The organism is Thioalkalivibrio sp. ALJ12, from assembly GCF_000378305.1.
Taxonomy (GTDB): Bacteria; Pseudomonadota; Gammaproteobacteria; order Ectothiorhodospirales; family Ectothiorhodospiraceae; genus Thioalkalivibrio.
Map to the genome: position 1 here is coordinate 1347680 of NZ_KB899538.1, position 26209 is coordinate 1373888.

A 26209-nucleotide genomic window follows, 5' to 3' on the forward strand; every position below is an offset into this window, starting at 1 on the left:
TTGGATGGCCCCCGCGCGGGCGATTTAGTGCCCGTGGTAGCCCTTGTGCAGGTACTCGACACCCTCGAGGTTTTGCACCTGGATCTCGCGCACCGGGATGAAGCGTGCAGTGCCGGGCCCGACGATCTCCTCGGTCACTCGGATGCGGTACGGGGCTTTCGAATTCAGGACCTGCCCGACGTATTGCTTGCCCTCGTGGGTCACGCGTACCGGGGTCGTCTTGTCGTGGCGGCTGAAGTTGTAGCTAACGCCTTTGGGGTAGTTCAGGTTGCGTTCGGAAAAGGTCATGTCTGGGCCTTGCTGGATGACTTGGTTTGACTGGTTGATGTGTTCTTGATGGCCTCGAAGGCCTCCAATGCGGCCTGGCGGCTGGCTTTCAGGTCGACGATCGGGTCGGGATAGCCCAGGGTGCCGCCGGCGCCCGGGGCGTGAATATACCGTGTTTCGGTCTTCTTGAGCACCGGCAAAAAGCGTCGCACGAATCGGCCGTCCGGGTCGTATTGTTCCCCTTGGCGTTGTGGGTTGAAGATTCGGAAATACGGTGCGGCATCGGCGCCGCAGCCACCGGCCCACTGCCAGCCCAGAGTGTTGGAGGCAAGATCGGCGTCGACCAGGGTGTCCCAGAACCAGCGGGCGCCGTGCACCCAGTGCAGGCGCAGGTTTTTGGTCAGGAAGGATCCTACGACCATGCGCAGGCGGTTGTGCATCCAGCCGGTTTCCCACAGCTGGCGCATCGCCGCGTCCACGATCGGGATTCCGGTGCGGCCCTGTTGCCAGGCGGCGAGGTCGGCCTCCGATTCGCGCCACGGGAAATCCTCGAAGCGCGGGTTCAGGGGCTGTTCCGGCGTGTGCGGGAAGTGATAGAGCACATGGTGCGCAAAGTCGCGCCAGCCGAGTTCGCGCACGAAAGACTCGGGCCCCTTGTGCTCCAGGCTGATGTTGGCATCGCGCAGGGCGCGCAACACTTGCCGCGGCGAAACCTCGCCAAAATGCAGATGCGGTGACAGCCCGGAGGTGCCGTCCTGGTCGGGGCGGTCGCGGCTGTCGGCATAGCCTGTGATCGACTGCCCGAGGAACCGCTCCAGGCGTGCCTGGGCGCCGCGTTCGCCGGGTGCCCAGGTGGCGCGCAGGCCGGCGGCCCAGTCGATTCGGGGCAGCAGTGCCAAGTCGTCGAGCGTCAGGGAGGCCGGTGGTTTTTCGGGCCCCGGCAGGCGAGAAGGGGCGGGGAGCGGGTCCTGTTCAATCCCGCGCTGCAGGCAGGCGCGCCAGAACGGGGTGAAGACCCTGTACGGGCCGCCCTGGCCGGTCTCGACGTCCCAGGGCTCGATCAGCAAGGCCGCGTTGAAGCTGCGAACCTCCAGGCCGTCGGCACGCAGCCCGGCCTTGATCCCCTGATCGCGCAGGACGCGGGCCGGTTCGTATACGCGGTTCCAGTACACGGCCTCGGCGCCCGTCTCGACGACCAGCTCGCGCAGGGTGTCGAGGCTCGGGCCGGCGCGAACGACCAGAGGGCTGCCGGCCTTGTTCAGCGCCTCGTTGAGCGACTGCAGGCTGTGGTGCAGCCACCAGTTGGAGGCGGCCCCGGGGGCCCACTGCAGGTCCTCGTCCGGGGCATGAATGAAGACCGGGATCACGGGCCCGCCACGTTCGGCGGCGGCTTGCAGTGCGGGCTGGTCGGCCAGGCGCAGGTCCTGGCGCAGCCAGACGAGGGTGGGTCCGGGCATCAGAGTCGCTCCCCCTGCTGCAGCCGTTCGCGGATCGCGGCGGCCTGTGTGCGAATGGCCTGAAGGCGTTCGGTGTCCATCTTCTCGATGTGCTTCCACTGCAGCGCGGTGCGCGGATGATTCGCGAAGCGTTCGCGGTGGCGATCGAGGAAGTCCCAGTAGAGGGTTGTGAACGGGCAGGCGTCGTCGCCGAGCGCCTCGGTCGGGCGGTAGCGACACTGTGTGCAGTAGTTGCTCATGCGCTGGATGTAGCGCCCGGTGGCGACATAGGGCTTGGAGGCCATGCGGCCGTCATCGGCGTATTGCGACATGCCGATTACGTTCGGCATCTCCACCCATTCCACCGCATCGACGTAGATGCCCAGATACCACCCGTGAATGGCGGTCGGTTGTACCCCCAGCAGCTGCGCGAACAGGCCGGTGACCATCAGGCGCTGGATATGGTGGGCATAGCCAAGACGCAGGGTCTGTCCGACGGCTTCGCGCAGGCAGCGCATCTCGGTGTCGGCATCCCAGTACAGCGCCGGCAGGGGTTCCCCGGCTTCGAGCGCGTTCCAATCGTGCCAGCGCTCGCCGAAATGGAAATACAGGCCGCGCACGTATTCGCGCCAGCCCAGGATCTGGCGGACAAAGCCTTCCACTGCGGCCAGCGGGGCATGGCCACGGCGCCAGGCGTCCTCCGCTGCAGCGATTACCTCGCGCGGGCTGAGCAGGTGCAGATTCAGGGCGGCGGACAGGCGGGCGTGGTACAGCCAGGGCTCGCTGCTCCACATCGCGTCCTGGTACTGACCGAAGTGTGGCAGCCGGTGGGCGATGAAATCGTCCAGCGCCTCGCGCGCATGCGCGGGTGTGACTGGCCAGTCGAAGTCCTCGCAGCGGCCGGGGAGGTCGGGCAACTGCTCGGCGACGATCTGGATGACCTCGCGCGTGACGGCGTCGGGCGGGAAGCGTCTCGGTGCGGGCAGTAGGCCGGGACCTTCGCGGCCGAAATGCCCCCGGTTCTCGGCGTCGAAGTTCCACTGGCCGCCGGCGGGCTCGCCGTCATCCATCAGCACATCAAGACGGCGGCGCTGGTCGCGGTAGAAATACTCCATGCGCAGTTGCTTGCGGGTCCCGGCCCACTCGGAAAATGCCTCGAGCGATACCAGGAACAGCGGGTCGGGCAGGATGGTGAGCGTGACCCCGGCTCTGCGGCAGGCCGTCTCCAGCTCGCGCTGTACGCGAACTTCGCCGGGTTGCAGGACCTGAACTTCGCGCGGACGCAGGCGGCGCAGATCGGCCTCCAGGGCGGACTCGAGCGTGTGATGCCCGTGGTCGCCCAGGGCATGGTAGTGCAGCGCCCATCCGTCCTCGCGCTGGCGCCGGGCGAAGTGGCGCATCGCCGAGAGAAACATTACGGTACGGGCGGCGTGCGACGGGACATGCAGCGATTCGCCCGGCACCTCGGCCATCCAAAGGGCGTCGCGGGAGGGGTGCAGGGTTTCCTGCACGGGGTGCGGCTGGGCGAGCTGGTCGCCGAGTACCACCAGCAATTTCGTCGGGTGGTCGTTCGCGCTCGGAGGTTGGCCGGAGTCCACGAGCCGTGGTGGACCGGCTCAGTGAGGCAGTTGTCGGCTGAGGAGTTCGGCCGCTTCGAGCGGCGCGCCGGGCAACACTTCGATTTCGCGCTGGTGATTCACCTGGGAGAGTTCGAGCGCCGCGGAACCCGCCAGATAGCAGCGAGGCCCGGGGCGATTCAGGATAGCCTCGATGCGCGGCAGTTCGGGGGAGCGCATCAGCTGCGAGGAGCCGTGGATTATCACGGCAGGCGCGGACTGGCGTTTCACCAGCGCCTCAAGGGCCTCGGGGCTGGTCGCGTCAAACAGGGGCAGTGTTTTGAGGCCTCGCCGGGCGCAGGCCAGTTGCAGGAGCATGCCGCCAACCTGCTGGTGCCCGCCGCCCAGGACCAGGCAAGGAATGGCGGGACCTTCGCAGGCCCGGATCGCTGCGCGCAGCTGATCGGCAAAGGCCGCGGTGGCCCAGGCCGCGAAAACCGCCAGGCGAACCTCGCCTTCGGGCGAGTGCCGCGATTCTTCCCGCAGGCGCCGATAGACCTCGAGAAAGGCGCTTTCATGCACGCCGTTCCAGCCGTGGCGCATAACCAGGCGCGCGTAGGTCCTCTCCAGCTGAGCCGTGTCCAGTTCCGCGGCAGAGGAATAGAGCGCCTCGGCCAGTGGGTCGAGCGTGTGAGGGGCGATACCGGGTTTGCTGGTGCCCGTGCGATTGCGGCTGGCGGATGCTTCGGATTGGGTATGCGACGAGGGGGGCGGTTCCACCGTTGCGCTTTCGCTGGCCAGGACACGATGGACCTGGGAGACCGGAATCCCCTGATCGAGCAGCTCCAGGATGCGCTTGATGCGGGCAATGTCGTCTGCGCTGTATAGCCGATGACCCTTGGGGGTGCGCATCGGGCGAATCAGCCCGTAGCGACGCTCCCAGGCGCGCAGAGTGACGTCATTGATCCCGGTCTCCGCGCACACGTGGCGGATGGGATAAAGACCTTCCTGTTCGGATGTGCCCAATTGTGTCGCGCTGGCCATAGGTTAATTGTACAGCATCTGTACGGATCATGTACTGCGTATTCGGGCCGAGCATCGGCCGTACTGATGGTTGCCGTCAACCCCGGCCTCGACCGCTCCCCCCGCGATTGGCCACCAGGCCTTCATGGGGGGGGTCTGTTGGAATGAACCCGAACGGGGTTTAGTCCCCTAATAGGGCAAAGGATCCCATACGGAGGCGAACCATGCCGCAGGACGGACACAGAGCGCGACATCCGGTCATTCGGGGAGGTTCTATGCTGGCCGTGATTACAGCCCTGTCCTGGGCTGTGGCCATGCCGGTGCAGGCCAATCCCGAAATGGCAGAGAGTATTTCCCCGTACCTCAGATTGCATGTCGACGACCCGGTAAAGTGGCGTGCCTGGGATCCTGCGCTGCTGGAGAAAGCCCGCGAGGAACAGCGCCCGTTATTGATCTCGAGTGGGTATTACTCCTGCTATTACTGCCACGTCATGCAGGAGGAGAGCTTCCAGGACGAAGGCATCGCCGAGCGCCTGAACGAGCATTTCATCCCGGTCAAGGTCGATCGCGAGGTGAACGGTGCGCTCGATACCTATCTGCTCGAGTTTCAGCGCGCCACCGCCGGGGCGACTGGCTGGCCCCTGAACGTGGTGGTCACGCCCGAGGGGTACGCGCTGACCGGTGTGGTGTATGCCCCGCGTGATCAGTTCGCGGAGTTCCTGGATGGCATTGCCGACCGCCTCGAGGCCGACTATGACCGGCTTCTGGATCTCGCCCGACGCGGCAGTGACGAGCTCTCCGAGCAGCTGCGCAAGGGCGAAGAGCCCATGTCCGACAGCCGGGCGGCGCGTCTGCCGCAGGTCCTCTGGAACGCGATGGAACGCGAGGCCGATGACCTCCAGGGTGGGTTCGGGAGTTCAACCAAGTTTCCGCACTCGCCGTGGCTGCGCGCGATGCTCGAAGCCGAGCAGGCCGGCAAGGCGCCGAACTGGGTCCCGGAGTTTCTCGAGATCACCCTGGACGAGATGGGCGGGTCCGGATTGCGTGACGTACTGGGTGGCGGGTTCTTTCGTTATTCCGAGTCGCCGGACTGGGACGAGCCACATTTCGAGGTGATGCTGGAGGACCAGGCCCAGCTGGCCTGGCTTTACCTCAAGGCGGGTACGCATTTCGATCGTGACGACTGGATCGATATCGGCCTGGAGAATCTCGATTTCGTGAAGCGCGACATGGCCCTGCGCGAGGATGATCTGGGCGAACAGGCCGACGTCGGTCCCGATGGCTTTCGTGGGTTCGCCGCCAGTCTTTCGGCTATCGACGAGCAGGGGCGCGAGGGCGGCGCATACCTGTGGCCGGAGGAGGATCTCGACGCGGCGCTGGCGGATCACGAGAACCCGGAACTGGTGCGGGCCTATTTCGGGATGGAAGGCGCCTCGGTGTTCGACCTCGGATACCTGCCGCGTGGAGGCGATTCCATCACGCAACTGGCCGAGCGCTTCGAGCTCGACGAGGAGGTGGTGCAGGAGCAGGTGGACAGAGGCCGCGAGGCCCTGATCCAGGCTCGCGAGGAGCGCGGTCTGCCGCGCGACGAAAAGGTCCTGACCGGGGCGCACGGGCTCCTGCTGTCTGCGCTGGCGCTGGCGGCGGACCACGACGAGCGCTTCGAGGAGGCCGGAGAGGCCGTGCGCTCGTGGTTGCTGGAGGTGGCCGAGTCGCCTGATGAGTTGCCGACGCTGATGGGCCTCCCGAGCGAGGATGCCGGTGAGGCGACGCTGAACGATTACGCCTATGTTGCCCAGGGGCTGCGTGACTGGGATTCGACGCGCGACAGTGGTGATCGCGACAACGCAATCGCCTTGCTGGAGACGGCCTGGGAGCGTTTCCGCGACGACGACGGCTTTCGGTCCGAGCCGGAACCCCCGCTGCCCGGGATGATCTCGCAACGCTTCCATCCGGCGGTTCATCGGCCGTCGCCGACCACTCTGATCCTGCGGATGACCGAAGAGTGGCTGGAGCACAGCGAGACGCTCAAGACGGCCTTCGAGGAGTACGACCTGCGCCCGGGGCGCGGAGTCGAGGGGCAGCCCAAGCATCATGCGCGGCTGATCCTCTGGTTCGAGGACCGCGACTGATCGCCAGCGCCCGGCGTGTGGCGCACCTGTCCGGGGCCGTTGAGGCTGGGCCTGGTTCGTCTTTCAGTGTTTACGGTGGCTTCGGTCCGCATACTGCCGTGCGCTCACTCGCGAGCGCGCCGCGAGGTACTTCTTTGCTCGTGCAAAGAAGTACCCAAGAAACACGCCCGACTGCCGCGACCCCGGCCCGCTGTGCCGGGGTTTCCCTCGCTCCGAGGGTTTTCGCGGGCGGCGCTGAAACTCGCTGCGCCTTCGGCTTCGCTCAGACAGTCAGCGCCCCCGTTTCTATTTTGAATCGTCCCGCGAAAACCCTCTCCACTCGGCGCGACGACAACGGGGGTGAAGGTCCAAACAACGGCTGTCCCAGCGGCGTAGCACATGGATAGAGGCCGGGTCTTCCGACATCTTAGGCACGCGCGGCCTACGGCCATGGCGGTCCGCGCCCGCAAGCGGGCGCTAAGGGTAGGATGCCGATGAGCGCAGCGAATCGCATCAGGGTTGCCCCGACGCCGGAACGGTGCGTTTCGCTACGCTCAACCGCACCCTACGAAGGCTAGATTGACTGCAGGCATGGGGATACCTTCTGTTTTGACCTTCGTCCCCCGTATGAAGCCCCTTGCGGAAGGGTTCTCGGGACGGAAGATTCAAAATAAAAACGGGGGCGCTGACTGTCTGAGCGAAGCCGAAGGCGTAGCGAGTTTCAGCGCCGCCGGCCCGAGGGCCCTGGAGCAAGGTTCCCGGGCGGAATCCGGGTGCGCCTCGACGGGTACTTTCTTGGGCTAGCAAGAAAGTACCTCGCGGCGCGCTCGCGAGTGAGCGCACGGCAGTATGCGGACCGAAGGCACGTATACACCGGGTGCCGAACCGGGCCGGCCACAATATGGTAGGCGGTCGGACGAAGCCACGGTAAACGCCAGAGGACGAAACAGGCTCAGCCTAAACGGCGCGGAAGGTGGTCGGGGTGCGCGCCTACCGGGGCGTTAGCCCGGCAGGGCGCGAAGGGGAGGGCTTAGTCGTTCGCTTGGGCGGCGCGTTCTTTTTCGGCCTGGTGCAGGCGCTGCAGCATGGCCTTGAGCACCTTCGGGTTGCCGGCGACGACATCGCCGCGGCGAAGCACGTCTGGGTTGCCGGCCCAGTCGCTGACAACGCCACCCGCCTCCTGCACCAGCAGCAGGCCTGCCGCGATGTCCCAGGCCTGCAGGCCCATCTCCCAGAAGCCATCGAAGCGTCCGCAAGCGACCCAGGCCAGATCCAGCGCGGCGGAGCCCGGGCGGCGTACACCGGCGGTGCCGGGCACCAGGTGGCGCAGGCTGCTCAGGTAGCGCTCCAGATCCTGGCCTTCGCGGAAGGGGATGCCGGTGCCCAGCAGGGCGCCGTTGAGGTCCTTGCGGTCGGACACGCGGATCCGGCGGCTGTTGAGAAACGCCCCGGCACCCCGCGTCGCGGTGAACAGCTCTTCCTTCAGCGGGTCGTAGACCACCGCCTGCTCCAGCCGCCCCTTGTGCTTGAGTGCGATGGAGATGCCGTACTGGGGGATCTGGCGCAGGTAGTTGGTGGTGCCGTCCAGCGGGTCGATGATCCAGACGTATTCGCCGTCGGCTCCGTCCTGCTGCCCGCCTTCTTCCGCCATGATGGTGTGGTCGGGATAGGCGCGGCGCAACGTCTGCACAATGGCCTGCTCGGCGGAGAGGTCGACATCCGACACCCAGTCGTTGCGGGCCTTCTCGCGCGTGTTCATGCGATCCGGTCGTCCCCAGGCGCGGGTGGTGATGCGTCCGGCTTCGCGAGCCGCCGATACCGCCGTGTTCAGCATGGGGTGCATGGGGTGTCTCCTGGTGTTCTGAGGGGTGTCCAGCGGGCGCGCGCACGCGCCGCGGAAAGGCCGCGAACAATACACAAGCGGCTCTTTTTTGGGAAGTCGCAGGCACCGGTGTGTACAATCCGACGCCTTGAACGAAGGGGGTTCCGCATATGGAGCAACGCCTGGGCCGGGTGCGGGTCGTGCTGGTCGGTACGACGCATCCGGGCAACATCGGCTCTGCCGCGCGTGCAATGAAGGCCATGGGGGTTACCGATCTGGTGCTGGTGGCGCCGGAGCGGTTCCCGCATGCCGATGCCACGGCGCTGGCCTCCGGGGCCGATGACCTGCTGGCGCGGGCACGGGTGGTGGACGACCTGGCGGCTGCGGTCGCGGACTGTGTGTGGGTGATCGGGACCAGCGCCCGGCTGCGCACGCACTCTGTGCCCGTGCTGGGCCCGGATATTGCGGCCGAACAGGTGCTGACGCATGCGTCCGAGGGGCCGGTCGCGCTGGTGTTCGGGCGCGAGCACAGCGGGCTGACCAATACCGAGCTGGATCACTGCAACGCCTTTGTCCAGATCCCGACCGTCCCGGATTTCAGCTCCCTGAATCTTGCTGGCAGCGTGCAGGTGATGACCTATGCGCTGCGCATGGCCGCCCTGGCCGGGGAGTCGGTTGGGGCCGCGGCTGCGGCCGAGCCCGAGGATGCGCGCGACCCGCTGGCGACCCAGGCGGAGATGGAGGGCCTGTTCAGTCATTTCGAGCAGGCGCTGACGACCATCGAGGTGCTGGATCCCGAGAACCCGCGCCATTTGATGCGGCGCCTGCGCCACCTCTACATGCGCGCGGGGCTCAGTGCCAGCGAGGTGCGCATGCTGCGCGGCATATTGACGCACACGGAGCGTGGCCGCTGAGACGGGTCGCGCGCGGAAGTGATACCTTAGTAAATGACTCAGGAATGAGGCCCGGCCATGTTTGACAGGATGCGCGAGGACATTCGCTGCGTGTTCGCACGCGACCCCGCCGCCCGCAACGCCTTCGAGGTGGTGACGGCGTATCCCGGTCTGCATGCGCTCTGGTATCACCGGCTGGCGCACTGGCTGTGGAACCATCGCATGCGCTGGCTGGGGCGGGTGATTGCCAACTTCAGTCGCTGGGTGACCGGGATCGAGATCCACCCGGGCGCGAAGATCGGGCGGCGCTTCTTTATCGACCACGGTATGGGTGTGGTGATCGGCGAAACCGCCGAGGTCGGCGATGACTGCACGATCTACCACCAGGTGACCCTCGGCGGTACCAGTTGGGAGGGCGGCAAACGCCACCCGACGCTGGGCGACGAGGTGGTCATCGGTGCGGGGGCCAAACTGCTGGGCCCGATCCACGTGGGTGACCGCGCGCGCATCGGTTCGAATGCAGTGGTGCTGAAGGATGTCCCGGCGGATGCGACGGCGGTCGGGATCCCGGCGCGGGTCATCGGTCCGCGGCCGGAGCCGGACCCGCGGTTTCAGCAGATGGCCGACCGCCTGGGTTTCGATGCCTACGGTGTTGCGCGCGATATGCCCGACCCGGTGGCCAACGCGATTCATCGGATCGTGCACCGAGTGCATGAGCTGGACGAGCGCATGGACAAGGCCTGCCAGGCCCTGAAGCGTGCGGGGATCGACCCCGGCGAGGTGGTGGGCGATGCGGATTCGAGGCCGATCGAGCCCTGCGATCTGGAGGGGCTGGAGCCGGACGAATGCGAAGTGCCTCGGCCTGCGGAAAGCCAACAAGAACGTAAACAGCAGGGGAATACTTGATCGTTTTGGTCGGTTATTCTAAGCTGCACGTCAAATGAGCAGGAAGCAGACACAGCCATGAAACTGACAACCAAAGGGCGCTACGCCGTCACTGCCATGCTGGACGTGGCGATGCACACCGAGAACGGCCCGGTATCACTGGCCGAGGTGGCGCGACGCCAGAAACTGTCATTGTCCTATCTGGAGCAGCTTTTTTCCAGGCTGCGCCGGCAGGGGCTGGTGAACAGCAGTCGCGGCCCGGGCGGTGGTTATGCGCTGAGTCGGGAGCCCGAGGGTATCTCGGTGGCCGATATCATCGTCGCGGTCGACGAGCCCGTGGATGTCACGCGCTGTGGCGGCAAGGCCAACTGCAATTCCGAATCGCGCTGTCTGACGCACGATCTGTGGACGGATCTCAGCCAGCAGCTCTACGACTTTCTCAGCAACCGGACGCTGGCGGATGTGCTGGAACGGCATCGGGCACAGAAGGAGCAGGATGGCGTGAAGGAAGTGGTCGTGCATGGCAACGCCCTGAAGGGCGATGCAACCAAATCGAGCAATGCGACCGCCTGAGGCGGCTGCGTAAGGAGTGAACGCGTAATGAGTGACCTGAAACTGCCCATCTACCTGGACTACTCCGCGACCACGCCGGTCGACGAGCGTGTGGCCGAGAAGATGACCGGCTGCCTGACCAAGGACGGCCTGTTCGGCAACCCGGCATCGCGCAGCCACAGCTTCGGCTGGGGTGCGGAAAAAGCCGTGGAGAATGCCCGTGAGCAGGTTGCTGCGCTGGTTGGCGCTGACCCGAAGGAGATCATCTGGACCTCCGGCGCCACCGAGTCCGACAACCTGGCGATCAAGGGTGCCGCGAATTTCTACCAGCGCAAGGGCAAGCACATCATCACGGTCAAGACCGAGCACAAGGCCGTGCTGGACACTGCGCGCCAGCTGGAGCGCGAGGGCTTCGAGGTCACCTATCTGGGCGTGAAGGAGAACGGCCTGGTGGACCTGCAGGAACTCAAGGATGCGATCCGGGACGACACGATCGTCGTCTCCGTGATGCACGTGAACAACGAGATCGGCGTGATCCAGGACATCGAGGCGATTGGCAATCTGTGCCGCGAGCACGGGATCGTCTTCCACGTGGACGCGGCCCAGTCCGCCGGCAAGGTCGCGGTCGATCTGTCCAAACTCCCGGTAGACCTGATGAGCTTCTCCGCGCACAAGGCCTACGGGCCGAAGGGCATCGGTGCCCTGTATGTGCGCCGCAAGCCGCGGGTGCGCATCGAGGCGCAGATGCACGGTGGTGGGCACGAACGCGGTATGCGCTCTGGCACGCTGGCGACTCACCAGATCGTCGGCATGGGCGAGGCCTTCCGAATTGCCGGCGCGGAAATGGGTACCGAACTCGAGCGCATCCGCATGCTGCGCGACCGCCTGTGGGCGGGCCTCGACGGCATGGAAGAGGTCTACCTGAACGGCGACGCCGAACAGCGGGTCGCGCACAACCTGAATGTCTCTTTCAACTTCGTCGAGGGCGAGAGCCTGATCATGGCGCTGCGCGACATCGCCGTGTCCTCCGGATCGGCGTGTACCTCGGCGAGCCTGGAGCCGTCCTACGTGCTGCGAGCACTGGGTCGCGACGACGAGCTGGCGCACAGCTCGATCCGCTTCTCCATCGGTCGCTACACGACCGTCGAGGAGGTCGACCATACGGTCGAGATCGTGCGCGCCGCAGTCGCCAAGCTGCGCGAGCTCTCCCCACTGTGGGAGATGTATCAGGACGGCATCGATCTGAGCACCGTCGAGTGGGCGGCCCACTAGGCCACCGGCTCGGCACCACGAACGCAACGCGTACTACGCAATAGGAGAACGGTCATGGCTTACAGTGACAAGGTTCTGGACCACTACGAAAATCCGCGCAACGTCGGCAGCTTCGACAAGAACGATGACTCCGTCGGTACCGGCATGGTCGGCGCCCCGGCCTGCGGCGATGTGATGAAGCTGCAGATCAAGGTCAACGACGAAGGCGTGATCGAAGACGCCAAGTTCAAGACCTACGGCTGTGGCTCCGCCATCGCCTCCAGTTCGCTGCTCACCGAGTGGGTGCGCGGCAAGACCCTGGACGAGGCCAGCCAGATCAAGAATACGCAGATTGCGGAAGAACTGGCCCTGCCGCCGGTGAAGATCCACTGCTCCGTGCTGGCCGAGGACGCGATCAAGGCAGCCATCTCCAACTATCAGGAGCGGCACGGTCAGGACGAGCAGGCCGAGCAGAAGACCGCCTGAGGTGTCTATGGCGATTACACTGACCGAACCGGCAGCCGAGCGCATCCAGAGCTTTCTTGCCCAGCGTGGCAAGGGTGTGGGCGTGCGCCTCGGGGTCAGGACGACCGGCTGCTCGGGCATGGCCTACGTGGTCGAGTTCGCCGACGATATCGAGGACACCGACACGGTGTTCGAGGATCGTGGCATCAAGTTGGTGGTCAACCCGAAGTCGCTCGTCTATCTGGATGGCACCGAGCTGGATTTCGGCAAGGAAGGCCTGAACGAGGGTTTCAGGTTCAATAACCCGAACGAGAAGGCCCGGTGCGGCTGCGGTGAAAGCTTCAGCATCTGACTGATGCACGCATCCGGGGTGGTGCATGGTGGTTGCCTGGCAGCCACTGTCCCACCCCGTTTTGCGTTGGGCGCCCGTGCCCGATGCCAGCCTCTTGTTGCGAGGACCACAGGACGTCATGACCGACCCCTTCGAGCAGTTCGACTTGCCGGTCGCTTTCGAGATCGACCGTCAGCAGCTGGCCGAGCGCTTCAAGCGCCTGCAGGCCGAGCTGCACCCCGACCGCTTCGTGCGTCAGGGCGACCAGGCGCGGCGCATGGCTGCGGCGATGGCGGCCGATGTCAACGAGGCCTATGCCATTCTCGACGACGACTACCGCCGTGCGGTGGCCTTGCTGGAGCGCGGTGGGATTGCGTTCGATGCAGAACGCGATACCAGCCAGAACATCGAGTTCATCGAGGCCCAGATCGAGTGGCGTGAACGCCTGGAAGAGGCCGAATCCGCCGGCGACCGCGAGGAACTGGACGCGGTGGGGATGGAGCTGGAAAAGGCCCGCGACGAAACGCGCTCGAAGGTCGCCGAGGCCCTGGCCGATCCGACATCGCCCGCGGCGCAGGCCAAAGATCGCGTACTCGAGCTGCGCTTTTTCGACCGCTTGCTGGCGGAGCTGAAACGAACCCGACAGAACCTGGCGCGCGGCTGAGCCGCCGCCGTGTGAAGGAGCCGAATTTCGATGGCGTTACTGCAGATCACCGAACCCGGAGCCGACTCCGCCCCGCACCGGCGGCACCTGGCGGCCGGGATCGACCTCGGCACCACGCATTCGCTGGTCGCCACCGTGCGCAGTGGCGTGGCCGACACCCTGCCGGACGAGCAGGGCCGGCATATCCTGCCTTCTGTGGTGCACTACGCGCCGGATGCGGTAAGCGTCGGGCACGCGGCGGCCGAGCATGCGGCGGATGATCCGCACAACACCATTGCCTCGGTCAAGCGCCTGATCGGTCGAGGCGTGGCGGATGTGGCCACGCTGTCGGGCGAATTGCCGTTTCGGCTGAAAACCGGGGACTCCAGCGTTCCGCGGATCGAGACGGCGGCCGGCGACAAGACGGCGGTGGAGGTCTCGGCCGACATCCTCAATACTCTGCGCGAACGCGCCGAAGCCACGCTTGGCGACGAGCTGGAAGGCGTGGTTATTACCGTGCCGGCGTACTTCGACGATCCGCAACGCCAGGCGACGCGCGACGCGGCGCAACTGGCGGGCCTGAACGTCCTGCGGCTGATTAGCGAGCCGACCGCCGCGGCTGTGGCCTACGGCCTGGACCAGGGCGAAGAGAGCACCATTGCGGTCTATGACCTGGGTGGCGGGACCTTCGATATCTCCATCCTGCAGCTGCGCCGGGGTGTGTTCGAGGTGCTGGCCACCGGGGGCGATTCCGCCCTGGGCGGCGATGACATCGACCGCGCGATCGCGGACTGGCTGCTGAATCAGGCCGGAATGACCGGCGAAACCGACCCGCAGCGTCTGCGCCGCGTGCTGCTGGCCGCGCGCGAGGCCAAGGAGGCCCTGACCGACGCCGACAGCACTCGCGTCGAGGTCGTGCGCGCCGATGGCTCGACTTATACGGCGGAGCTCGACCGCGCGACGCTGGTGGAGCTGGCCCGGCCGCTGCTGGACCGGACGATGGCCGCCTGCCGCCAGGTGCTGGAAGATGCCGACCTGGCGCCGGACGCGATCGACGAGGTCGTGCTGGTCGGTGGTTCCACGCGCATGCCGGCGGTCCGCGAGGCGGTGGAAGCGTTCTTTGGCCGCGCGCCGCACGCCGGGATCGATCCCGATCGTGTGGTGGCCATCGGGGCGGCCCAGCAGGCGGACATCCTGGCCGGCAACAAGCCCGATACCGAGCTCCTGCTGCTGGACGTGATCCCGCTGTCGCTGGGGCTGGAGACGATGGGGGGACTGGTCGAGTTCATCATCCCGCGCAACACCACGATCCCGGCCACCCGCGCGCAGGACTTCACCACCTTCAAGGACGGCCAGACCGCGATGTCGCTGCACGTGGTGCAGGGCGAGCGTGATGTGGTCGATGCCAACCGCTCGCTGGCGCGTTTCACCCTGTCCGGTATCCCGCCGATGGTGGCCGGGGCCGCGCGTATCCGCGTGACCTTCCAGGTCGATGCCGACGGGCTGCTGAACGTGACCGCGCGCGAGCAGACCCAGGGCGTGGAGGCGCATATCGAGGTCAAGCCCAGCTATGGCCTGACCGACAGCGAGATCGAGCAGATGCTGCGCGATTCCGCCTCCTCCGCGCGCGAGGACATGGAGGCGCGGCGCCTGCGCGAGGAGCAGGTCGAGGCCGACCGCGTGCTCGAGGCGCTGGATGCCGCGCTGGAGACGGACGGCGATCGCTACCTCGAGGCCGAGGAGCGCCAGACCATCGAGCAGGCGCGCGATGCGCTGCGCGCCGAACGCGAGAAGGGTGCCGATCCCGACGCCATCGAGGCAGCGCGCAAGCGCGTGGAACAGGCCTCCGAGGCCTTTGTCGCGCGGCGCATGAATGACAGCATCCGGCGCGCGCTCGCCGGACACAACGTTAGCGAATACGACGCAGGGAACTGACAACATGCCCCAGGTAATCTTTCTGCCCCACGAGGAAATCTGCCCGGAGGGGGCCTCCATCGAGGCCGAGCCGGGCATCAGCATCTGCGATCTCGCCCTGAAAAACGGGATCGAGATCGAGCATGCCTGCGAGAAGTCCTGCGCCTGTACCACCTGTCACGTCTATGTACGCGAGGGCTTCGACACCCTCGAGGAGCCGACCGAGGACGAGGAAGACATGCTGGACAAGGCCTGGGGTCTGGAGCCGGACTCCCGACTGTCCTGTCAGGCGATCGTGGCCGACACCGATCTGGTGGTCGAGCTGCCGAAATACACCATCAACCAGGTCTCCGAGAACCACTGAGGGCACGGCTATGAAGTGGACCGATACCCAGGAAATCGCGATCCAGCTGGCGGACGAACACCCGGACGTGGACCCGCGCAACATCAACTTCATGGACCTGCGCCAGTGGGTCATGGAGCTGCCGGAGTTCGACGACGACCCGAACCGTTCCGGCGAGCGCATCCTCGAGGCGATCCAGGCCGCCTGGATGGAAGAGGCCGACGTCGACGACTGAGCTATTCGCCAGGCGTCGCCGGATGGGGCTGTTCGGCCTCTTCCTGCTGGTGGCGCCATAGCCGCGCGTAGGCACCTTTGAGGGCCAGCAACTCGCGGTGTGTGCCGCGTTCGACCACGTGGCCGTGCTCCATGACCGCGATCTGTTCGGCGTCGATCACCGTCGACAGCCGATGCGCGATCACGAGCGTGGTGCGCCGTGCCGAGACCTCGTTCAGCGCGCGCAGGATCGCCTTCTCCGAGCCCGAATCCAGCGACGAGGTCGCCTCGTCGAAGACCAGGATCGGTGGGTCCTTCAGCAGCATGCGGGCGATCGCGATCCGCTGTTTCTCCCCGCCCGAGACCTTCAGCCCCCGTTCCCCGACAACCGTATCCAGCCCGTCCGGCAGTTGTGCGATGAAGTCGTCCAGGTGTGCGAGGCGCACTGCGCGACGAATCGCCTCCTCGTCCGCGCCTGGCTGGCCGTAGGCGACGTTGTAGCGGATGGTGTCGTTGAACAGCACGGTGTCCTGCGGCACCACGCCGATGGCCCGGCGCAGACTAGCCTGCGTCACCTCGCGGATGTCCTGCCCGTCGATCGTGATGCGCCCGCCGTCCACGTCGTAGAAGCGGAACAGCAGGCGCGCCAGGGTGGATTTGCCGGCGCCGCTGGGGCCGACGACGGCCAGCTTGTGACCGGCCGGGATCTCCAGCGAGACGTCCTCGAGGATGCGCCGGTTGGCGTGATAGCCGAATTCCACATGCTCGAAGCGCACCGTGCCCGCCCGGACTTCTAGATCGGGGGCATCCGGGCGGTCCTCCACCTGAACCGGTTTTTCCAGCAGGCCGAACAGCCGCTCGATGTTGGCCAGTGACTGGCGAATCTCGCGATAGACGAAGCCGAGGAAGTTCAGCGGCATGAACAGCTGGATCATGTAGGCGTTGACCATCACCAGATCCCCCAGTGACATCTCGCCGGCGGCTACCTGGCGCGTGGCCAGCAGCATGATCACGGTGATCGCGGCGGCGATGATCAGGGCCTGCCCGGAGTTCAGCAGCACCAGCGACAGGACGTTCTTGGTGCGCGCCTGCTCCCAGGCGGCCAGCCCGCGGTCGTAGCGCTCGGCCTCAAAGGACTCGTTGCCGAAGTACTTGACCGTCTCGTAGTTCAGCAGGCTGTCGATCGCGCGGGTGTTGGACTCGTTGTCGCGCAGATTGGCCTCGCGCACGAAGCGCGTGCGCCATTCGGTGATCCAGATCGAGAACGCGATGTAGACCGCGACCGCCACCAGCACCGTGACCATGAATACCGGCCCCACGGCGATCAGCAGGATCACCGCGACCAGCGCGATCTCGATCAGGGTCGGCAGGATGTTGAATACGGTAAAGCGCAGCAGGAAGCTCATGCCGCTGGTGCCGCGCTCGATGTCGCGCGCCAGACCACCCGTCTCGCGCGCGAGGTGAAAACCCAGCTCCAGCCGGTGCAGGTGCTGGAACACGCGCAGCGAGGCGCGGCGCATCGCGCGCTCCGCCACGCGCACGAATACCGCGTCGCGCAGCTCGCCGAACAGCGTGCTGCCAAAGCGCAACAGACCGTAGCCGATCACCAGGGCCACCGGTACGGCGACCAGTGCCTCGGTACCGGCGTCCTCGAAGTGCTCGACGATGTACTTCAGCGCCAGCGGGATCGCGACCGTGGCCAGCTTGGCCAGGCCCATCAGCACAAGCGCCAGGATCAGCCGTCCGCGAAACTCCGCCAGATAGGGGAGCAGGCTCTTGAGGATGCGCCAGTTCACCGCCCCGGGGGGCGGTGCATCCGGATGCGCCGTGTGCCCACGCATTCAGGCGGTTTCGACGCGGTTGCGGTTGGCGCGCTTGGCCGCGTACAGCGCCTCGTCCGCGCGCGCGATCAGGTTCTCGGCCGACTCCCCCGGCTGGTGGCCGGTAACCCCGAAGCTCGCGGTCAGCGGTGGGGCGGTCCCGAAGTCATGTGCCTCGATCGCATGGCGCAGGGCCTCGGCGAGATTCGCGGCCTGTTCGGCTGTGGTGTTCGGGCAGAGGATCAGGAACTCCTCGCCACCCCAGCGTGCGGCAGTATCGGAGCTGCGAATGCGGTCGCGCAGCAGGTGTCCGGTCTCGCGCAGGACATGGTCGCCGCGAGCGTGCCCCTGCTGGTCATTGATGGTCTTGAAGTGATCCAGGTCCATCAGGATCGCGGTCAGAGGGCTCGCGTCCCGGCGGGCCTGCAGGATCGCTTCCTCGAGGGCATGGTTACCCTTCAGGCGGTTGTGCAGCCCCGTCAGGGGGTCGGTGGTGGCCAGGCGCTCCAGGTGCTCCTGAGCGGCCTCGAGATCCCGCGTGCGTTCGCTGACCATGCGATCAAGGACCTGGGCGCGGTCCTCCAGTTCCTTGATCGGGTAGGGCTCGTCGGCCCCGTGGACAGTGGTGGGGAACGATCCGTGCAGGTGCGCCAGACGCCAGCCGTCGTCGGTGCGTCGAAAAACCAGGCTGCCCCTCAACTCGTTGAGTCTGATCTGTTGTCCGTGGATCCGGGTGTGCATCGCGAACGTGATCATCGCGATCGCGACCTCCGGATGCGGAAAGGTCACGTGCTCGTGCTGGATCATGTAGTCGAAGGGCTCCGGGGCCTGCTCGATATCGCGCCGAATGATCGAAGCGGCCTCGTCGGGCGAGAACGCCGCCTCGTCCATGCCGGTTCCGAAACCACAGACGGTTTCGGCGTTAAGTGCCATCACCTCGTTTGCATCCCGGTGCCGCAACCAGGCATCCAGGTACTCGCGGACCGCGCTGCGGACTTCCTCGTCAACCGAATTGCGCATGCTTTCGGACCATCACGTCTGGTGGTGGATACGGGTCGGGCGGGGTGATGCCCAATGTACACGGTGGCAGTTGATTCGTACCAGTCGCGACGGAAGAGAGCGCCCCGGCGGGTCGGGCAGTTTCGAGGCTTGCAGCTTCCGCTGGCATTCGGCAGGCTTCGGAGTTTGCCAGTCCCTGGAGTTTCTTTTGGAACCGACACGTCTCGCCGCCGGGCACGCGCAGGGAAGCGCCTCGGCCATTGCGCCGCTGGACATCCTGCGCGAGACCTTCGGCTATTCCGATTTTCGTGGCCAGCAACAGGCGGTCATCGAGCATGTGATCGCCGGTGGCGATGCCGTGGTGCTGATGCCCACTGGTGGTGGCAAGTCGCTTTGCTACCAGGTGCCGGCGCTGGCCCGCCCGGGCTGTGCGGTCGTGATTTCGCCGCTGATTGCGCTGATGCAGGATCAGGTGGCGGCCTTGCGCCAGAACGGGGTGGCCGCGGCCAGCCTGGATTCCGGTCAGGACGCCGAGACCGCGCGCGGTGTGCTGGCCGCACTCCATGCGGGCGAACTGGATCTCCTGTACCTGTCCCCGGAACGGCTGTTTGCCTCGGGCATGCTGGAGCGTTTGCAGGGGATCGAGCTGGCCCTGTTCGCGATCGACGAGGCGCACTGCGTTTCCCAGTGGGGTCACGACTTCCGCCCGGAATACGGCCAGCTCGCGGTGCTGGCCGAACACTTCCCGGATGTCCCGCGCATGGCGCTGACCGCCACGGCCGACGGGCCGACTCGCCAGGAGATCCGCGAACGGCTAAGGCTGGAACAGGCCCGCGCGTTCATCAGTTCCTTCGACCGCCCCAACATCCGCTATCGTGTGGCTCAGGCCGATGGCGGGCGCGGGGGCACGCCGCGCGACCGCCTGCTGCGCTTTATCCGTGAGGAGCACGCCGGCGAAGCGGGCATCGTCTATTGCCTGTCGCGCAAGAAGGTCGACGCCCTGGCCGAGTGGCTGGCGGAGCAGGGGATTCCCGCGCTGCCCTACCATGCGGGCCTCTCGGCGCGGACCCGCGCGGAAAACCAGACCCGCTTCCTGCGCGAAGAGGGCGTGATCATGGTGGCCACGATCGCGTTCGGCATGGGGATCGACAAACCCAACGTGCGGTTCGTCGCGCACATGAACCTGCCCAAGAGCCTGGAGGGGTACTACCAGGAGACCGGGCGCGCGGGGCGCGACGGGCTGCCGGCCAATGCCTGGATGGTCTACGGCCTGCAGGACGTGGTCACCCTGCGCCAGATGCTGGAGGGCTCGCAGGCCGGCCCGGAGCGCCAGCGCATCGAGCAGCAGAAACTGGACGCGATGCTGGGGTTCTGCGAGATCACCAGCTGCCGCCGCCAGGCTCTGCTGGCGTACTTCGACGAACACATGCCGGAACCCTGCGGGACCTGCGACAACTGCACGGATCCGCCCGCGACCTGGGATGCCACTGTGCCGGTTCAGAAGCTTTTGTCCTGCATCTACCGCACCGGCGAGCGCTTCGGGGCCGGGCATGTGATCGACGTGCTGCGGGGGTCTTCGAGCGAGCGCCTGCAGCGGCTCGGGCACGACCGGCTGAGTACCTACGGGATCGGCACCGAACTGGACAAGATGCAGTGGCGCGGGGTAGTGCGCCAGCTATTGGCCCGAGGTCTGCTGCGGCTGGATGACGAGGGCCACGGCGGCTTGCGCCTGGATCCGGCCTGCCGGGGCGTGCTGCGCGGGGAGGAGTCCATCCACCTGCGCGAGGAGCAGGCCCGTCCGGCGCGGCAGGCCCGGCCCGCACGCCGCGACACAGCGCGCAGCGTATCCGCGATGGACCCGGAAGACCGGGGTCTGTGGGAGCGCCTGCGGGCGCTGCGCACGGACCTGGCGCGCGAGCAGGGGGTGCCGCCGTATGTGATCTTCTCCGACGCCACACTGCTGGAGATGGTGGCCAGCGCGCCGCGTACGCCCGAGGAGATGGCCGGGATTACCGGGGTGGGGCAGCACAAGCTCGAGCGCTACGGCGACGCGTTCATCCGGGCCATCGAGGGGCATTTCGGGCTATAGTGGTGCAAACGCCGGGACAGGCCCGATAACAAGACAACAACAGCCGGGGAGACCGCGTGAGCCATACCCCTTTTCTGAAAGATTTCTACGAACTCCGGGATGGCCAGGTGGTGGTGACTCCCGAGCAGGGTAGCGACTTCGCCAAGACGCTGGCGGGCGACTTCAACCCGATCCATGACGCCGACAACCGGCGTTTCTGTGTGCCCGGCGATCTGCTGTTTGCCCTGGTGCTGGATACCTTCGGCGCGAGCGCGAACATGCATTTTCGCTTCACCAGTATGGTGGGCGGACATGTGCCGCTGATCTTCCCGGACACCCCGGGCGATGCCTTCGCCATTACGGCAGACGGCGGCAAGAGCGTGATCGAGGTCGAGCGCTCCGGGCGTGTGATCGATGATCCGGATGTGATCGAATCGCTGATCCGCAGCTACGTCAGCTTCTCCGGGCAGAATTTCCCGCATGTGCTCGTGCCGCTGATGGAGGAGCACGGGGTGATGGTGAACCCCAAGCGCCCGCTGGTGATGTACGAGCGCATGGGCTTCAGCCTGCCGGAGCCGCTGGCCGCAACGGCCGGTGTCCCGGAACCGCGGCTCAAGGATGCGGTGATGACCGTCAACGGCAAGCGCGGCGAGATCCGCCTCGACTACGAGCTGGTGATCGACCAGGCCGTCGTGGCCGAAGGCAGCAAGCATCTGGTGCTGAGCGGCCTGCGCCCGTACGACGCCGCGGACGTCGAACAACTGGTGGCCGACTACGAGAGCTGGAAGGCCGCCTACAGCGGCGAGAGCCGTGCACGGCGGGTGGCCGGCTAGCTCCGCCGACTCCGCATCCTTCGGAGTCGCTATCTACTCGGCCGTATCGCGCGCGTGTTCGGCCAGGAGATCGCGCGGGATGATCGCCAGCGTCTCCTCGTGCGTGGCGCGCAGGAATACCCCGGGCGCACAGCCGGCCTTGTAGGCCTCCAGCCAGCGCCCCGCACAAAGACACCAGCGATCCCCGGCCTTCAGACCCGGAAACCCGAATGCCGGATTGGGTGTGCTTAGATCGTTTCCCCTGGCGCGCGAGTACTCCAGAAAATCCTCGGTCATCTCGGCACAGACGGTGTGAATGCCCTGGTCGTCATGGCCGGTCGCGCAGTCACCGTCGCGATAAAAGCCGGTGACGGGATCGGTGCCGCAGGGTTCCAGCGGGCGACCAAAGACGTTGCGGGACTCGAAGCGCTGCATCAGTCAGCATCTCCTGGTGAATGATCTACCCTGGCAGGATATCGAAGTCGTCAGCGTACCGAGTGGTTCCTGCACAGGGGATGAGAGTTCATCCTGGAACGACGGCGTAAGGTCTCGTGAAGCGACTGCATAGTGTGAAGGGATTGGCAGTTTTTCGGGTGTGCCGGAACGCCCGGGCCTTTCGCGCGGACTCACGGGCAGGAATCCACACAAGGAGTAGGTGACATGATGTCGACGAAACGTTGGGTATTGGCGGCGGCGCTGGGCGCCTTGTTCACGGTCGGCACCGCTCAGGCGCAACCGGGCCCCGGTGGCCCGCCGGGGGGCTCGCCCGGGGCCAGTGGTGGTACCCCGGCCGGAGGCAATCCGCCCCCGGGCCATGGCGGAACACCCCCGGGACAGCAGCGCGGTGGCAGCAGCCCGGACCTGCCCAAGCCGCCGCGTTCGTCCAGCCCGCCCTCGCCGGGGGATGGCCCGTTGCCGGATCCGTCCGACCTGCCGGAGCCGCCGACCCCGCCGACGCCTGATCTCTGATCAACCTTCCCGGATGGTTTAGCGATTCTCTGCCCGTCGCGCCCGCAGCGCGGCGGGCAGGGCCGGGTTCATCAGAACCGCATAGGCCGCGGTGGCGGCCACCACACCAACTAGTGGCGGCACGACGGGCGAGTAGTACGCGGCCGCCGAGCCGGCGGCGTAGGCCAGCAGCCCCGGCCAGTGAAAGCTCGGGAGCCGGGTGTTGGCCAGTTGTGGATACTGCCCCCGGTGGCGCAGCCAGTAATCGGCCATGATTACACCCCCCAGCGGCGGGATGAAGGTCCCCAGCAGGATCAGGAACGGCACCAGGTAGTCATACATCCCGGCCACCGCCAGTGCCGTGCCGATAGCGGCCCCGAGTACCGTCACCAGGCGCCTGCGTTGGGTGCGCAGCAGATTGCAACCGGCCACGCCGAAGTTGTAGATGGTGTTGTCCTGAGTACTCCAGATGTTCAGCAGCAGCATCAGCAGCGTGAAGGTCACGAACCCCTGCGCCAGCATCACGTGGACGATGTCCGCCTCGTGATAGATCAGCGCGCCCAGTGCGCCGGTCAGTACCATCAACCCATTTCCCAAGACGAAGGCCGCCAGGGTGGCGATCACCGCAATGCGGGGTGTGCGGGCGAAGCGGGTCCAGTTGGTCGCCAGCGTCGCGCCGCCCACAAACGTCCCGATCACGATGGTGAGCGCGGCGCCGAAGCCCATCTCTGTTTCCGGATCCTGCCCCAGCAGACCGCCGGGGCCGCCGACCTCGCCCACGCCAATGAACAGCGTGAACAGGATAAACAGCAGCATTACCGGCACGGCGACGCGGGAGAGCCAGTCGAGACCACGGTAGCCGATCATCGCGGTGATGCAGAAGGCGAAGCCGAACAGCACCATCAGTCCGACCTCCATGGGTTCGGGGAGGGCGGTGGTCTCGACCAGGATGATCGCAACCGTTGCGGTACCCCAGGCGTACCAGCCGATCTGGGTGAACGCGAGGATCACGTCGGAGAGCTTGCTGCCCCACTCGCCGAAGCAGAAGCGCCCCATCAGCACCGTGTGCAGCCCGCTCCGGCAGCCGATGTAGGCAAGGGTGGCGGCATAGGCGCCCAGCAGGAGGTTGCCCAGCGCGATCACCAGCATCAGTTCGCCGAAGCTGAAGGCGGTGCCCAGCGACCCGCCGGCCCACAGGGTCGAGGTGAAGAAGGTGAACCCGAACAGGACCACGGTAATGGACCAGAAGCCCTTGCGGGCGTGGTCCGGGACTTCGCTCAGGGGGTGGTCGTTGTGGTTCACACGCGTCCGTCGGCTGGGGATCCGGGGGAGTGTACCGATGGTCGCGTTACTTCGCCTGTCCTCCCAACTCCCGCATCCTTGCCAGCCAGCGTTCGCGGCTAGCGGCATCACCTCCGGACTGCCCGATCAGGGTGTGGCGCACGGGGCCGAAGCCGCAAAACCGAAAGACGTTGCGCTCCAGGCTTTTCAGGCTGTGCGCGCGATAGAACCAGCGGTAGATCGGTGCCGGCATGCCCATGGTGACGACGATGCGCACCGAGCGGCCCCTGAGCCGGGTATGGCGCAACTGGTTCATGTCGTCGTCGCCCACAAAGGACGGCCGAAAGACCTGCTCCAGAAAGCCCTTGACCAGTGCCGGCATGTCGCCCATCCACAGGGGGTAGATCAGTACCAGGTGGTTGGCGACCTCGATCAACTCCTGCGCCTCAAGGATCGCCGGGGGTACGGCCTCCTCCAGGAACTCGGCCTGGCTGCGCAGCAGCGGGAAGTCACGCTGGGCGATCGGGAACGCATCCACTGCGAGACCTGCACGCTCGGCACCCTCGCGGTAGGCGTCCGCCAGCGCATGGTCGAAGTGGCCTTCGGCCGGGTCCGGGTGGCCCTGCAGGATCAGGATGCGTGTCATCGGCCAGCCTCCGGCAGCTCGGGAACAAACCACTCATTACGAGCGTAGCCCATCACTGAAGCCGTCTGGCTTTACTGCCAGTAGCAGCGGCGGATCGATGCACATTGATTCGAGTTTGCCCTACGATATTCCGGGTGCTGCAGCGCAGTAACGGAGACGGGTGGAAATGGCTTTTGATCCGGTAGTTTTGTTCTTCCTGCTCGGGGCAATTGCCGGGCTGGCCAAGTCGGATCTCAAGATCCCGATGGCGATCTACGAGGCGCTGTCGATCTATCTGTTGCTGGCCATCGGGTTGCATGGCGGCGTGAAACTGGCCGAGAGCGAGTTGGTGCCGCTGATTCTGCCCGGCCTTGCGGTGCTGACGGTCGGGGCCCTGATCCCGCTGCTGGCGTTCCCAGTGCTGCGCTGGCTGGGGCATATGCCGCGCGCGGATTCGGCCTCCATCGCCGCACACTACGGCTCGGTCAGCGTGGTGACGTTCTCGGTAGCGGTCGCCTTTCTCGCAGCCCGCGGGATCGACTACGAGGGTCACATGGTGGTCTTCCTCGTGCTGCTGGAGATGCCGGCGCTGGTGATCGGCATCCTGCTGGCACGCATGGGCACGAAGGGACCGGTGCAATGGGGCAAGACCATGCACGAGGTCTTTTTCGGCAAGAGCATCTTCCTGCTCGCCGGTGGGCTGGTGATCGGCTTCGTGGCCGGTCCCGAATTGATGGACCCACTGGAGCCGATGTTCTTCGATCTGTTCAAGGGCGTACTGGCCCTGTTTCTGCTGGAGATGGGGCTGGTCGCCTCCAGCCGGATCGCCGAGGTGCGCCAGTACGGGCTGTTCCTGGTGGTGTTCGCGATCGTGATGCCGGTGGTCTCGGCGATCCTCGGGATCCTGCTGGGCTGGGGCTTGGGCATGAGCCTGGGTGGTACGCTGCTGCTGGCTACCCTGTACGCGAGTGCGTCCTACATCGCCGCACCCGCGGCCATGCGCATCGCGGTACCCAAGGCCAACCCCGCGCTGTCGATCGGGGCCTCGCTGGGGGTCACCTTCCCGTTCAATATCTTCCTGGGCGTCCCGCTGTACTTCTGGATGACCCAGTGGCTCTACTCGCTGGGAGGCTAGGACAATGCAATCGGAGGAGATGCTGCTGTTGACGGTGGTGGCCGAGGCCATCCTCGAGGATATTCTGATCGAGGAGGTGCGCCGCCAGGGCGCGGCTGGCTACACCGTGTCCGACACCCGGGGCTGGGGCAAACATGGCAAGCGCCGGGGCAACTGGCGCCAGGGCGGCAACATCAAGCTTGAAGTGGTCGGTTCCCCGGACCTGTGCGACCGCATTGCCAAACAGTTCAAGGAGCAGTACGAGGCGGACTATGGCCTGTTGATGTTCACATCCCCGGTCACGCTCAAGAACTGAGCCGGACCCGCGCGAGGACCTTGTAGGGGCCGGGGTTGCCACCCTGGCCGGATTCGATCAGCACGACCTCCGTCGCGTTCCAGTGGATCGCGTGCTCGGGCGTCTCGCGTTCGGGCGGACGCGCGAAGCGGCGCAGGGTCACGTGCGGCCGGAACGAGTGATCCTCTGGCGTGGCGCCGCAGGCTCGGGTGAGGTCGCGCGCCCGGGCCGCGAGCGTGTCGAGCGCGGCCGGTGTCGCGGAGGGCCCGATCCAGCTGACGTGCGCCCGCTCGAAATGGCCGAGCCGGTCCAGTGTGAGCGGAAAGGCCTCCTGCCCCAGCGTACCCATCTCCCGGGCGATACAGTCGGCCTGGGTGGCCGGGATGGTGCCGGCAAAGGCCAGCGTCAGGTGCAGGTGGCCCCGGGGGACGGGCCGTCCCGGGCCAATCAGGCGTTGCGCTTCGTCATCCAGCATCCCGCGCGTGGTGTCATCGGGCCACAGCGCGAGGAACACGCGGCGTGCGTCGCTCAAGGCGTCTCTC

Annotated in this window: 27 protein-coding genes; 16 read left to right on the top strand and 11 right to left on the bottom strand. The window is 66.2% G+C overall.

What is annotated here, in order from left to right; genetic code table 11:
• Window positions 1-24: 24 nt before the first annotated feature.
• The 4 genes from F467_RS0106430 to F467_RS0106445 all read right to left on the bottom strand — a co-directional run bounded on the left by F467_RS0106430 (window position 25) and on the right by F467_RS0106445 (window position 4303).
• Complete coding sequence (locus F467_RS0106430) at window positions 25-288, bottom strand: hypothetical protein (protein ID WP_018138735.1); 264 nt, start codon at window positions 286-288, stop codon at window positions 25-27.
• Window positions 285-1724 carry a deoxyribodipyrimidine photo-lyase gene (locus F467_RS0106435; RefSeq protein WP_018138736.1) on the bottom strand — a complete coding sequence of 480 codons (1440 nt, stop codon included), beginning with the start codon at window positions 1722-1724 and terminating at the stop codon, window positions 285-287. Before F467_RS0106435 ends, F467_RS0106430 begins: the two co-directional genes overlap by 4 nt.
• Complete coding sequence (locus tag F467_RS0106440) at window positions 1724-3256, bottom strand: cryptochrome/photolyase family protein (RefSeq protein WP_018138737.1); 1533 nt, start codon at window positions 3254-3256, stop codon at window positions 1724-1726. The genes F467_RS0106435 and F467_RS0106440 overlap by 1 nt, the downstream gene beginning before the upstream one ends.
• Window positions 3257-3319: 63 nt before the next feature.
• Window positions 3320-4303, bottom strand: coding sequence for a MerR family transcriptional regulator (locus F467_RS0106445; RefSeq protein WP_038038618.1), 984 nt, complete (start codon window positions 4301-4303; stop codon window positions 3320-3322).
• Between the two features lie 254 nt (window positions 4304-4557).
• Between F467_RS0106445 and F467_RS0106450 the strand changes: the two genes are divergently transcribed.
• On the top strand, window positions 4558-6414 hold the full coding sequence (locus F467_RS0106450) for a thioredoxin domain-containing protein (protein ID WP_018138739.1): 1857 nt from the start codon (window positions 4558-4560) through the stop codon (window positions 6412-6414).
• A 1009-nt stretch (window positions 6415-7423) separates the two neighbouring features.
• Here F467_RS0106450 and F467_RS0106455 read toward each other — a convergent pair.
• Entirely contained in the window at window positions 7424-8236 is an 813-nt protein-coding gene (locus F467_RS0106455) for an inositol monophosphatase family protein (protein ID WP_018138889.1), read from the bottom strand.
• 149 nt (window positions 8237-8385) lie between these two features.
• On the opposite strand from F467_RS0106455, the gene F467_RS0106460 reads away from it, so the two are divergent.
• The 10 genes from F467_RS0106460 (at window position 8386) to iscX (ending at window position 15727) form a co-directional block, all read left to right on the top strand.
• A complete protein-coding gene (locus F467_RS0106460) occupies window positions 8386-9129 on the top strand; it encodes an RNA methyltransferase (RefSeq protein WP_018138888.1) in 744 nt (247 codons plus the stop codon).
• A gap of 57 nt (window positions 9130-9186) precedes the next feature.
• The gene (cysE, locus tag F467_RS0106465) at window positions 9187-10014 is read left to right on the top strand and encodes a serine O-acetyltransferase (RefSeq protein ID WP_018174409.1); all 828 of its coding nucleotides are present in this window, start codon (window positions 9187-9189) and stop codon (window positions 10012-10014) included.
• A gap of 57 nt (window positions 10015-10071) precedes the next feature.
• Complete coding sequence (locus F467_RS0106470) at window positions 10072-10566, top strand: Rrf2 family transcriptional regulator (protein ID WP_018138886.1); 495 nt, start codon at window positions 10072-10074, stop codon at window positions 10564-10566.
• Window positions 10567-10593: 27 nt separating this feature from the next.
• Window positions 10594-11817, top strand: coding sequence for an IscS subfamily cysteine desulfurase (locus F467_RS0106475; protein WP_018138885.1), 1224 nt, complete (start codon window positions 10594-10596; stop codon window positions 11815-11817).
• Window positions 11818-11871: 54 nt separating this feature from the next.
• Entirely contained in the window at window positions 11872-12282 is a 411-nt protein-coding gene (gene iscU, locus F467_RS0106480) for a Fe-S cluster assembly scaffold IscU (protein ID WP_018138884.1), read from the top strand.
• 7 nt (window positions 12283-12289) lie between these two features.
• Window positions 12290-12613: an iron-sulfur cluster assembly protein IscA gene (gene iscA / locus F467_RS0106485; protein ID WP_018138883.1), complete on the top strand. Its 324-nt coding sequence runs from the start codon at window positions 12290-12292 to the stop codon at window positions 12611-12613.
• Window positions 12614-12731: 118 nt separating this feature from the next.
• A complete protein-coding gene (gene hscB / locus F467_RS0106490) occupies window positions 12732-13256 on the top strand; it encodes a Fe-S protein assembly co-chaperone HscB (protein WP_018138882.1) in 525 nt (174 codons plus the stop codon).
• Between the two features lie 30 nt (window positions 13257-13286).
• The gene (gene hscA / locus F467_RS0106495; protein WP_018138881.1) at window positions 13287-15170 is read left to right on the top strand and encodes a Fe-S protein assembly chaperone HscA; all 1884 of its coding nucleotides are present in this window, start codon (window positions 13287-13289) and stop codon (window positions 15168-15170) included.
• 4 nt (window positions 15171-15174) lie between these two features.
• Window positions 15175-15513 carry an ISC system 2Fe-2S type ferredoxin gene (gene fdx / locus F467_RS0106500; protein ID WP_018138880.1) on the top strand — a complete coding sequence of 113 codons (339 nt, stop codon included), beginning with the start codon at window positions 15175-15177 and terminating at the stop codon, window positions 15511-15513.
• A gap of 10 nt (window positions 15514-15523) precedes the next feature.
• Entirely contained in the window at window positions 15524-15727 is a 204-nt protein-coding gene (iscX, locus tag F467_RS0106505) for a Fe-S cluster assembly protein IscX (RefSeq protein WP_018138879.1), read from the top strand.
• A gap of 1 nt (window position 15728) precedes the next feature.
• Here the strand turns inward: iscX and F467_RS0106510 are convergent, their stop codons facing one another.
• The gene (locus F467_RS0106510) at window positions 15729-17546 is read right to left on the bottom strand and encodes an ABC transporter ATP-binding protein/permease (protein ID WP_018138878.1); all 1818 of its coding nucleotides are present in this window, start codon (window positions 17544-17546) and stop codon (window positions 15729-15731) included.
• The gene (locus tag F467_RS0106515; RefSeq protein WP_018138877.1) at window positions 17547-18545 is read right to left on the bottom strand and encodes a diguanylate cyclase; all 999 of its coding nucleotides are present in this window, start codon (window positions 18543-18545) and stop codon (window positions 17547-17549) included. It abuts the gene before it with no gap.
• A gap of 187 nt (window positions 18546-18732) precedes the next feature.
• On the opposite strand from F467_RS0106515, the gene recQ reads away from it, so the two are divergent.
• Together recQ and F467_RS0106525 are read left to right on the top strand one after the other, a co-directional pair.
• Window positions 18733-20613 (top strand): DNA helicase RecQ, encoded by a 1881-nt coding sequence (recQ, locus tag F467_RS0106520; protein ID WP_018138876.1) that lies wholly within the window; start codon window positions 18733-18735, stop codon window positions 20611-20613.
• A 56-nt stretch (window positions 20614-20669) separates the two neighbouring features.
• On the top strand, window positions 20670-21425 hold the full coding sequence (locus tag F467_RS0106525; protein ID WP_018138875.1) for a DUF3581 family protein: 756 nt from the start codon (window positions 20670-20672) through the stop codon (window positions 21423-21425).
• Between the two features lie 33 nt (window positions 21426-21458).
• On the opposite strand, the gene F467_RS0106530 is transcribed toward F467_RS0106525, so the two are convergent.
• Window positions 21459-21839: a DUF2237 family protein gene (locus tag F467_RS0106530; RefSeq protein ID WP_018138874.1), complete on the bottom strand. Its 381-nt coding sequence runs from the start codon at window positions 21837-21839 to the stop codon at window positions 21459-21461.
• Window positions 21840-22067: 228 nt separating this feature from the next.
• Here F467_RS0106530 and F467_RS13405 point away from each other — a divergent pair, with 228 nt between their 5' ends.
• Window positions 22068-22373, top strand: coding sequence for a hypothetical protein (locus F467_RS13405; protein ID WP_081601208.1), 306 nt, complete (start codon window positions 22068-22070; stop codon window positions 22371-22373).
• Between the two features lie 18 nt (window positions 22374-22391).
• On the opposite strand, the gene codB is transcribed toward F467_RS13405, so the two are convergent.
• Window positions 22392-23654, bottom strand: a complete 1263-nt coding sequence (gene codB, locus F467_RS0106535) for a cytosine permease (protein WP_018138873.1) — start codon at window positions 23652-23654, stop codon at window positions 22392-22394.
• Between the two features lie 46 nt (window positions 23655-23700).
• A complete protein-coding gene (locus tag F467_RS0106540; protein WP_018138872.1) occupies window positions 23701-24279 on the bottom strand; it encodes an NAD(P)H-dependent oxidoreductase in 579 nt (192 codons plus the stop codon).
• A 166-nt stretch (window positions 24280-24445) separates the two neighbouring features.
• Here F467_RS0106540 and F467_RS0106545 point away from each other — a divergent pair, with 166 nt between their 5' ends.
• The gene (locus F467_RS0106545; protein ID WP_018138871.1) at window positions 24446-25393 is read left to right on the top strand and encodes a sodium-dependent bicarbonate transport family permease; all 948 of its coding nucleotides are present in this window, start codon (window positions 24446-24448) and stop codon (window positions 25391-25393) included.
• 4 nt (window positions 25394-25397) lie between these two features.
• Complete coding sequence (locus F467_RS0106550; RefSeq protein ID WP_018138870.1) at window positions 25398-25688, top strand: hypothetical protein; 291 nt, start codon at window positions 25398-25400, stop codon at window positions 25686-25688.
• Here the strand turns inward: F467_RS0106550 and thpR are convergent.
• Window positions 25678-26199 carry an RNA 2',3'-cyclic phosphodiesterase gene (gene thpR, locus F467_RS0106555; protein ID WP_018138869.1) on the bottom strand — a complete coding sequence of 174 codons (522 nt, stop codon included), beginning with the start codon at window positions 26197-26199 and terminating at the stop codon, window positions 25678-25680. The genes F467_RS0106550 and thpR overlap by 11 nt on opposite strands.
• Window positions 26200-26209: the final 10 nt, after the last annotated feature.

Coding starts and splice junctions, on each gene's coding strand:
- F467_RS0106435 (WP_018138736.1), bottom strand. CDS start 1,724: ATGCCCGGACCCACCCTCGTCTGGCTGCGCCAGGACCTGCGCCTGGCC.
- F467_RS0106455 (WP_018138889.1), bottom strand. CDS start 8,236: ATGCACCCCATGCTGAACACGGCGGTATCGGCGGCTCGCGAAGCCGGA.
- F467_RS0106445 (WP_038038618.1), bottom strand. CDS start 4,303: ATGGCCAGCGCGACACAATTGGGCACATCCGAACAGGAAGGTCTTTAT.
- hscB (WP_018138882.1), top strand. CDS start 12,732: ATGACCGACCCCTTCGAGCAGTTCGACTTGCCGGTCGCTTTCGAGATC.
- fdx (WP_018138880.1), top strand. CDS start 15,175: ATGCCCCAGGTAATCTTTCTGCCCCACGAGGAAATCTGCCCGGAGGGG.
- F467_RS0106430 (WP_018138735.1), bottom strand. CDS start 288: ATGACCTTTTCCGAACGCAACCTGAACTACCCCAAAGGCGTTAGCTAC.
- cysE (WP_018174409.1), top strand. CDS start 9,187: ATGTTTGACAGGATGCGCGAGGACATTCGCTGCGTGTTCGCACGCGAC.
- iscU (WP_018138884.1), top strand. CDS start 11,872: ATGGCTTACAGTGACAAGGTTCTGGACCACTACGAAAATCCGCGCAAC.
- F467_RS0106540 (WP_018138872.1), bottom strand. CDS start 24,279: ATGACACGCATCCTGATCCTGCAGGGCCACCCGGACCCGGCCGAAGGC.
- F467_RS0106545 (WP_018138871.1), top strand. CDS start 24,446: ATGGCTTTTGATCCGGTAGTTTTGTTCTTCCTGCTCGGGGCAATTGCC.
- F467_RS0106550 (WP_018138870.1), top strand. CDS start 25,398: ATGCAATCGGAGGAGATGCTGCTGTTGACGGTGGTGGCCGAGGCCATC.
- F467_RS13405 (WP_081601208.1), top strand. CDS start 22,068: ATGTCGACGAAACGTTGGGTATTGGCGGCGGCGCTGGGCGCCTTGTTC.
- F467_RS0106530 (WP_018138874.1), bottom strand. CDS start 21,839: ATGCAGCGCTTCGAGTCCCGCAACGTCTTTGGTCGCCCGCTGGAACCC.
- hscA (WP_018138881.1), top strand. CDS start 13,287: ATGGCGTTACTGCAGATCACCGAACCCGGAGCCGACTCCGCCCCGCAC.
- F467_RS0106475 (WP_018138885.1), top strand. CDS start 10,594: ATGAGTGACCTGAAACTGCCCATCTACCTGGACTACTCCGCGACCACG.
- F467_RS0106450 (WP_018138739.1), top strand. CDS start 4,558: ATGCTGGCCGTGATTACAGCCCTGTCCTGGGCTGTGGCCATGCCGGTG.
- iscA (WP_018138883.1), top strand. CDS start 12,290: ATGGCGATTACACTGACCGAACCGGCAGCCGAGCGCATCCAGAGCTTT.
- F467_RS0106510 (WP_018138878.1), bottom strand. CDS start 17,546: ATGCGTGGGCACACGGCGCATCCGGATGCACCGCCCCCCGGGGCGGTG.
- F467_RS0106470 (WP_018138886.1), top strand. CDS start 10,072: ATGAAACTGACAACCAAAGGGCGCTACGCCGTCACTGCCATGCTGGAC.
- F467_RS0106515 (WP_018138877.1), bottom strand. CDS start 18,545: ATGCGCAATTCGGTTGACGAGGAAGTCCGCAGCGCGGTCCGCGAGTAC.
- F467_RS0106460 (WP_018138888.1), top strand. CDS start 8,386: ATGGAGCAACGCCTGGGCCGGGTGCGGGTCGTGCTGGTCGGTACGACG.
- iscX (WP_018138879.1), top strand. CDS start 15,524: ATGAAGTGGACCGATACCCAGGAAATCGCGATCCAGCTGGCGGACGAA.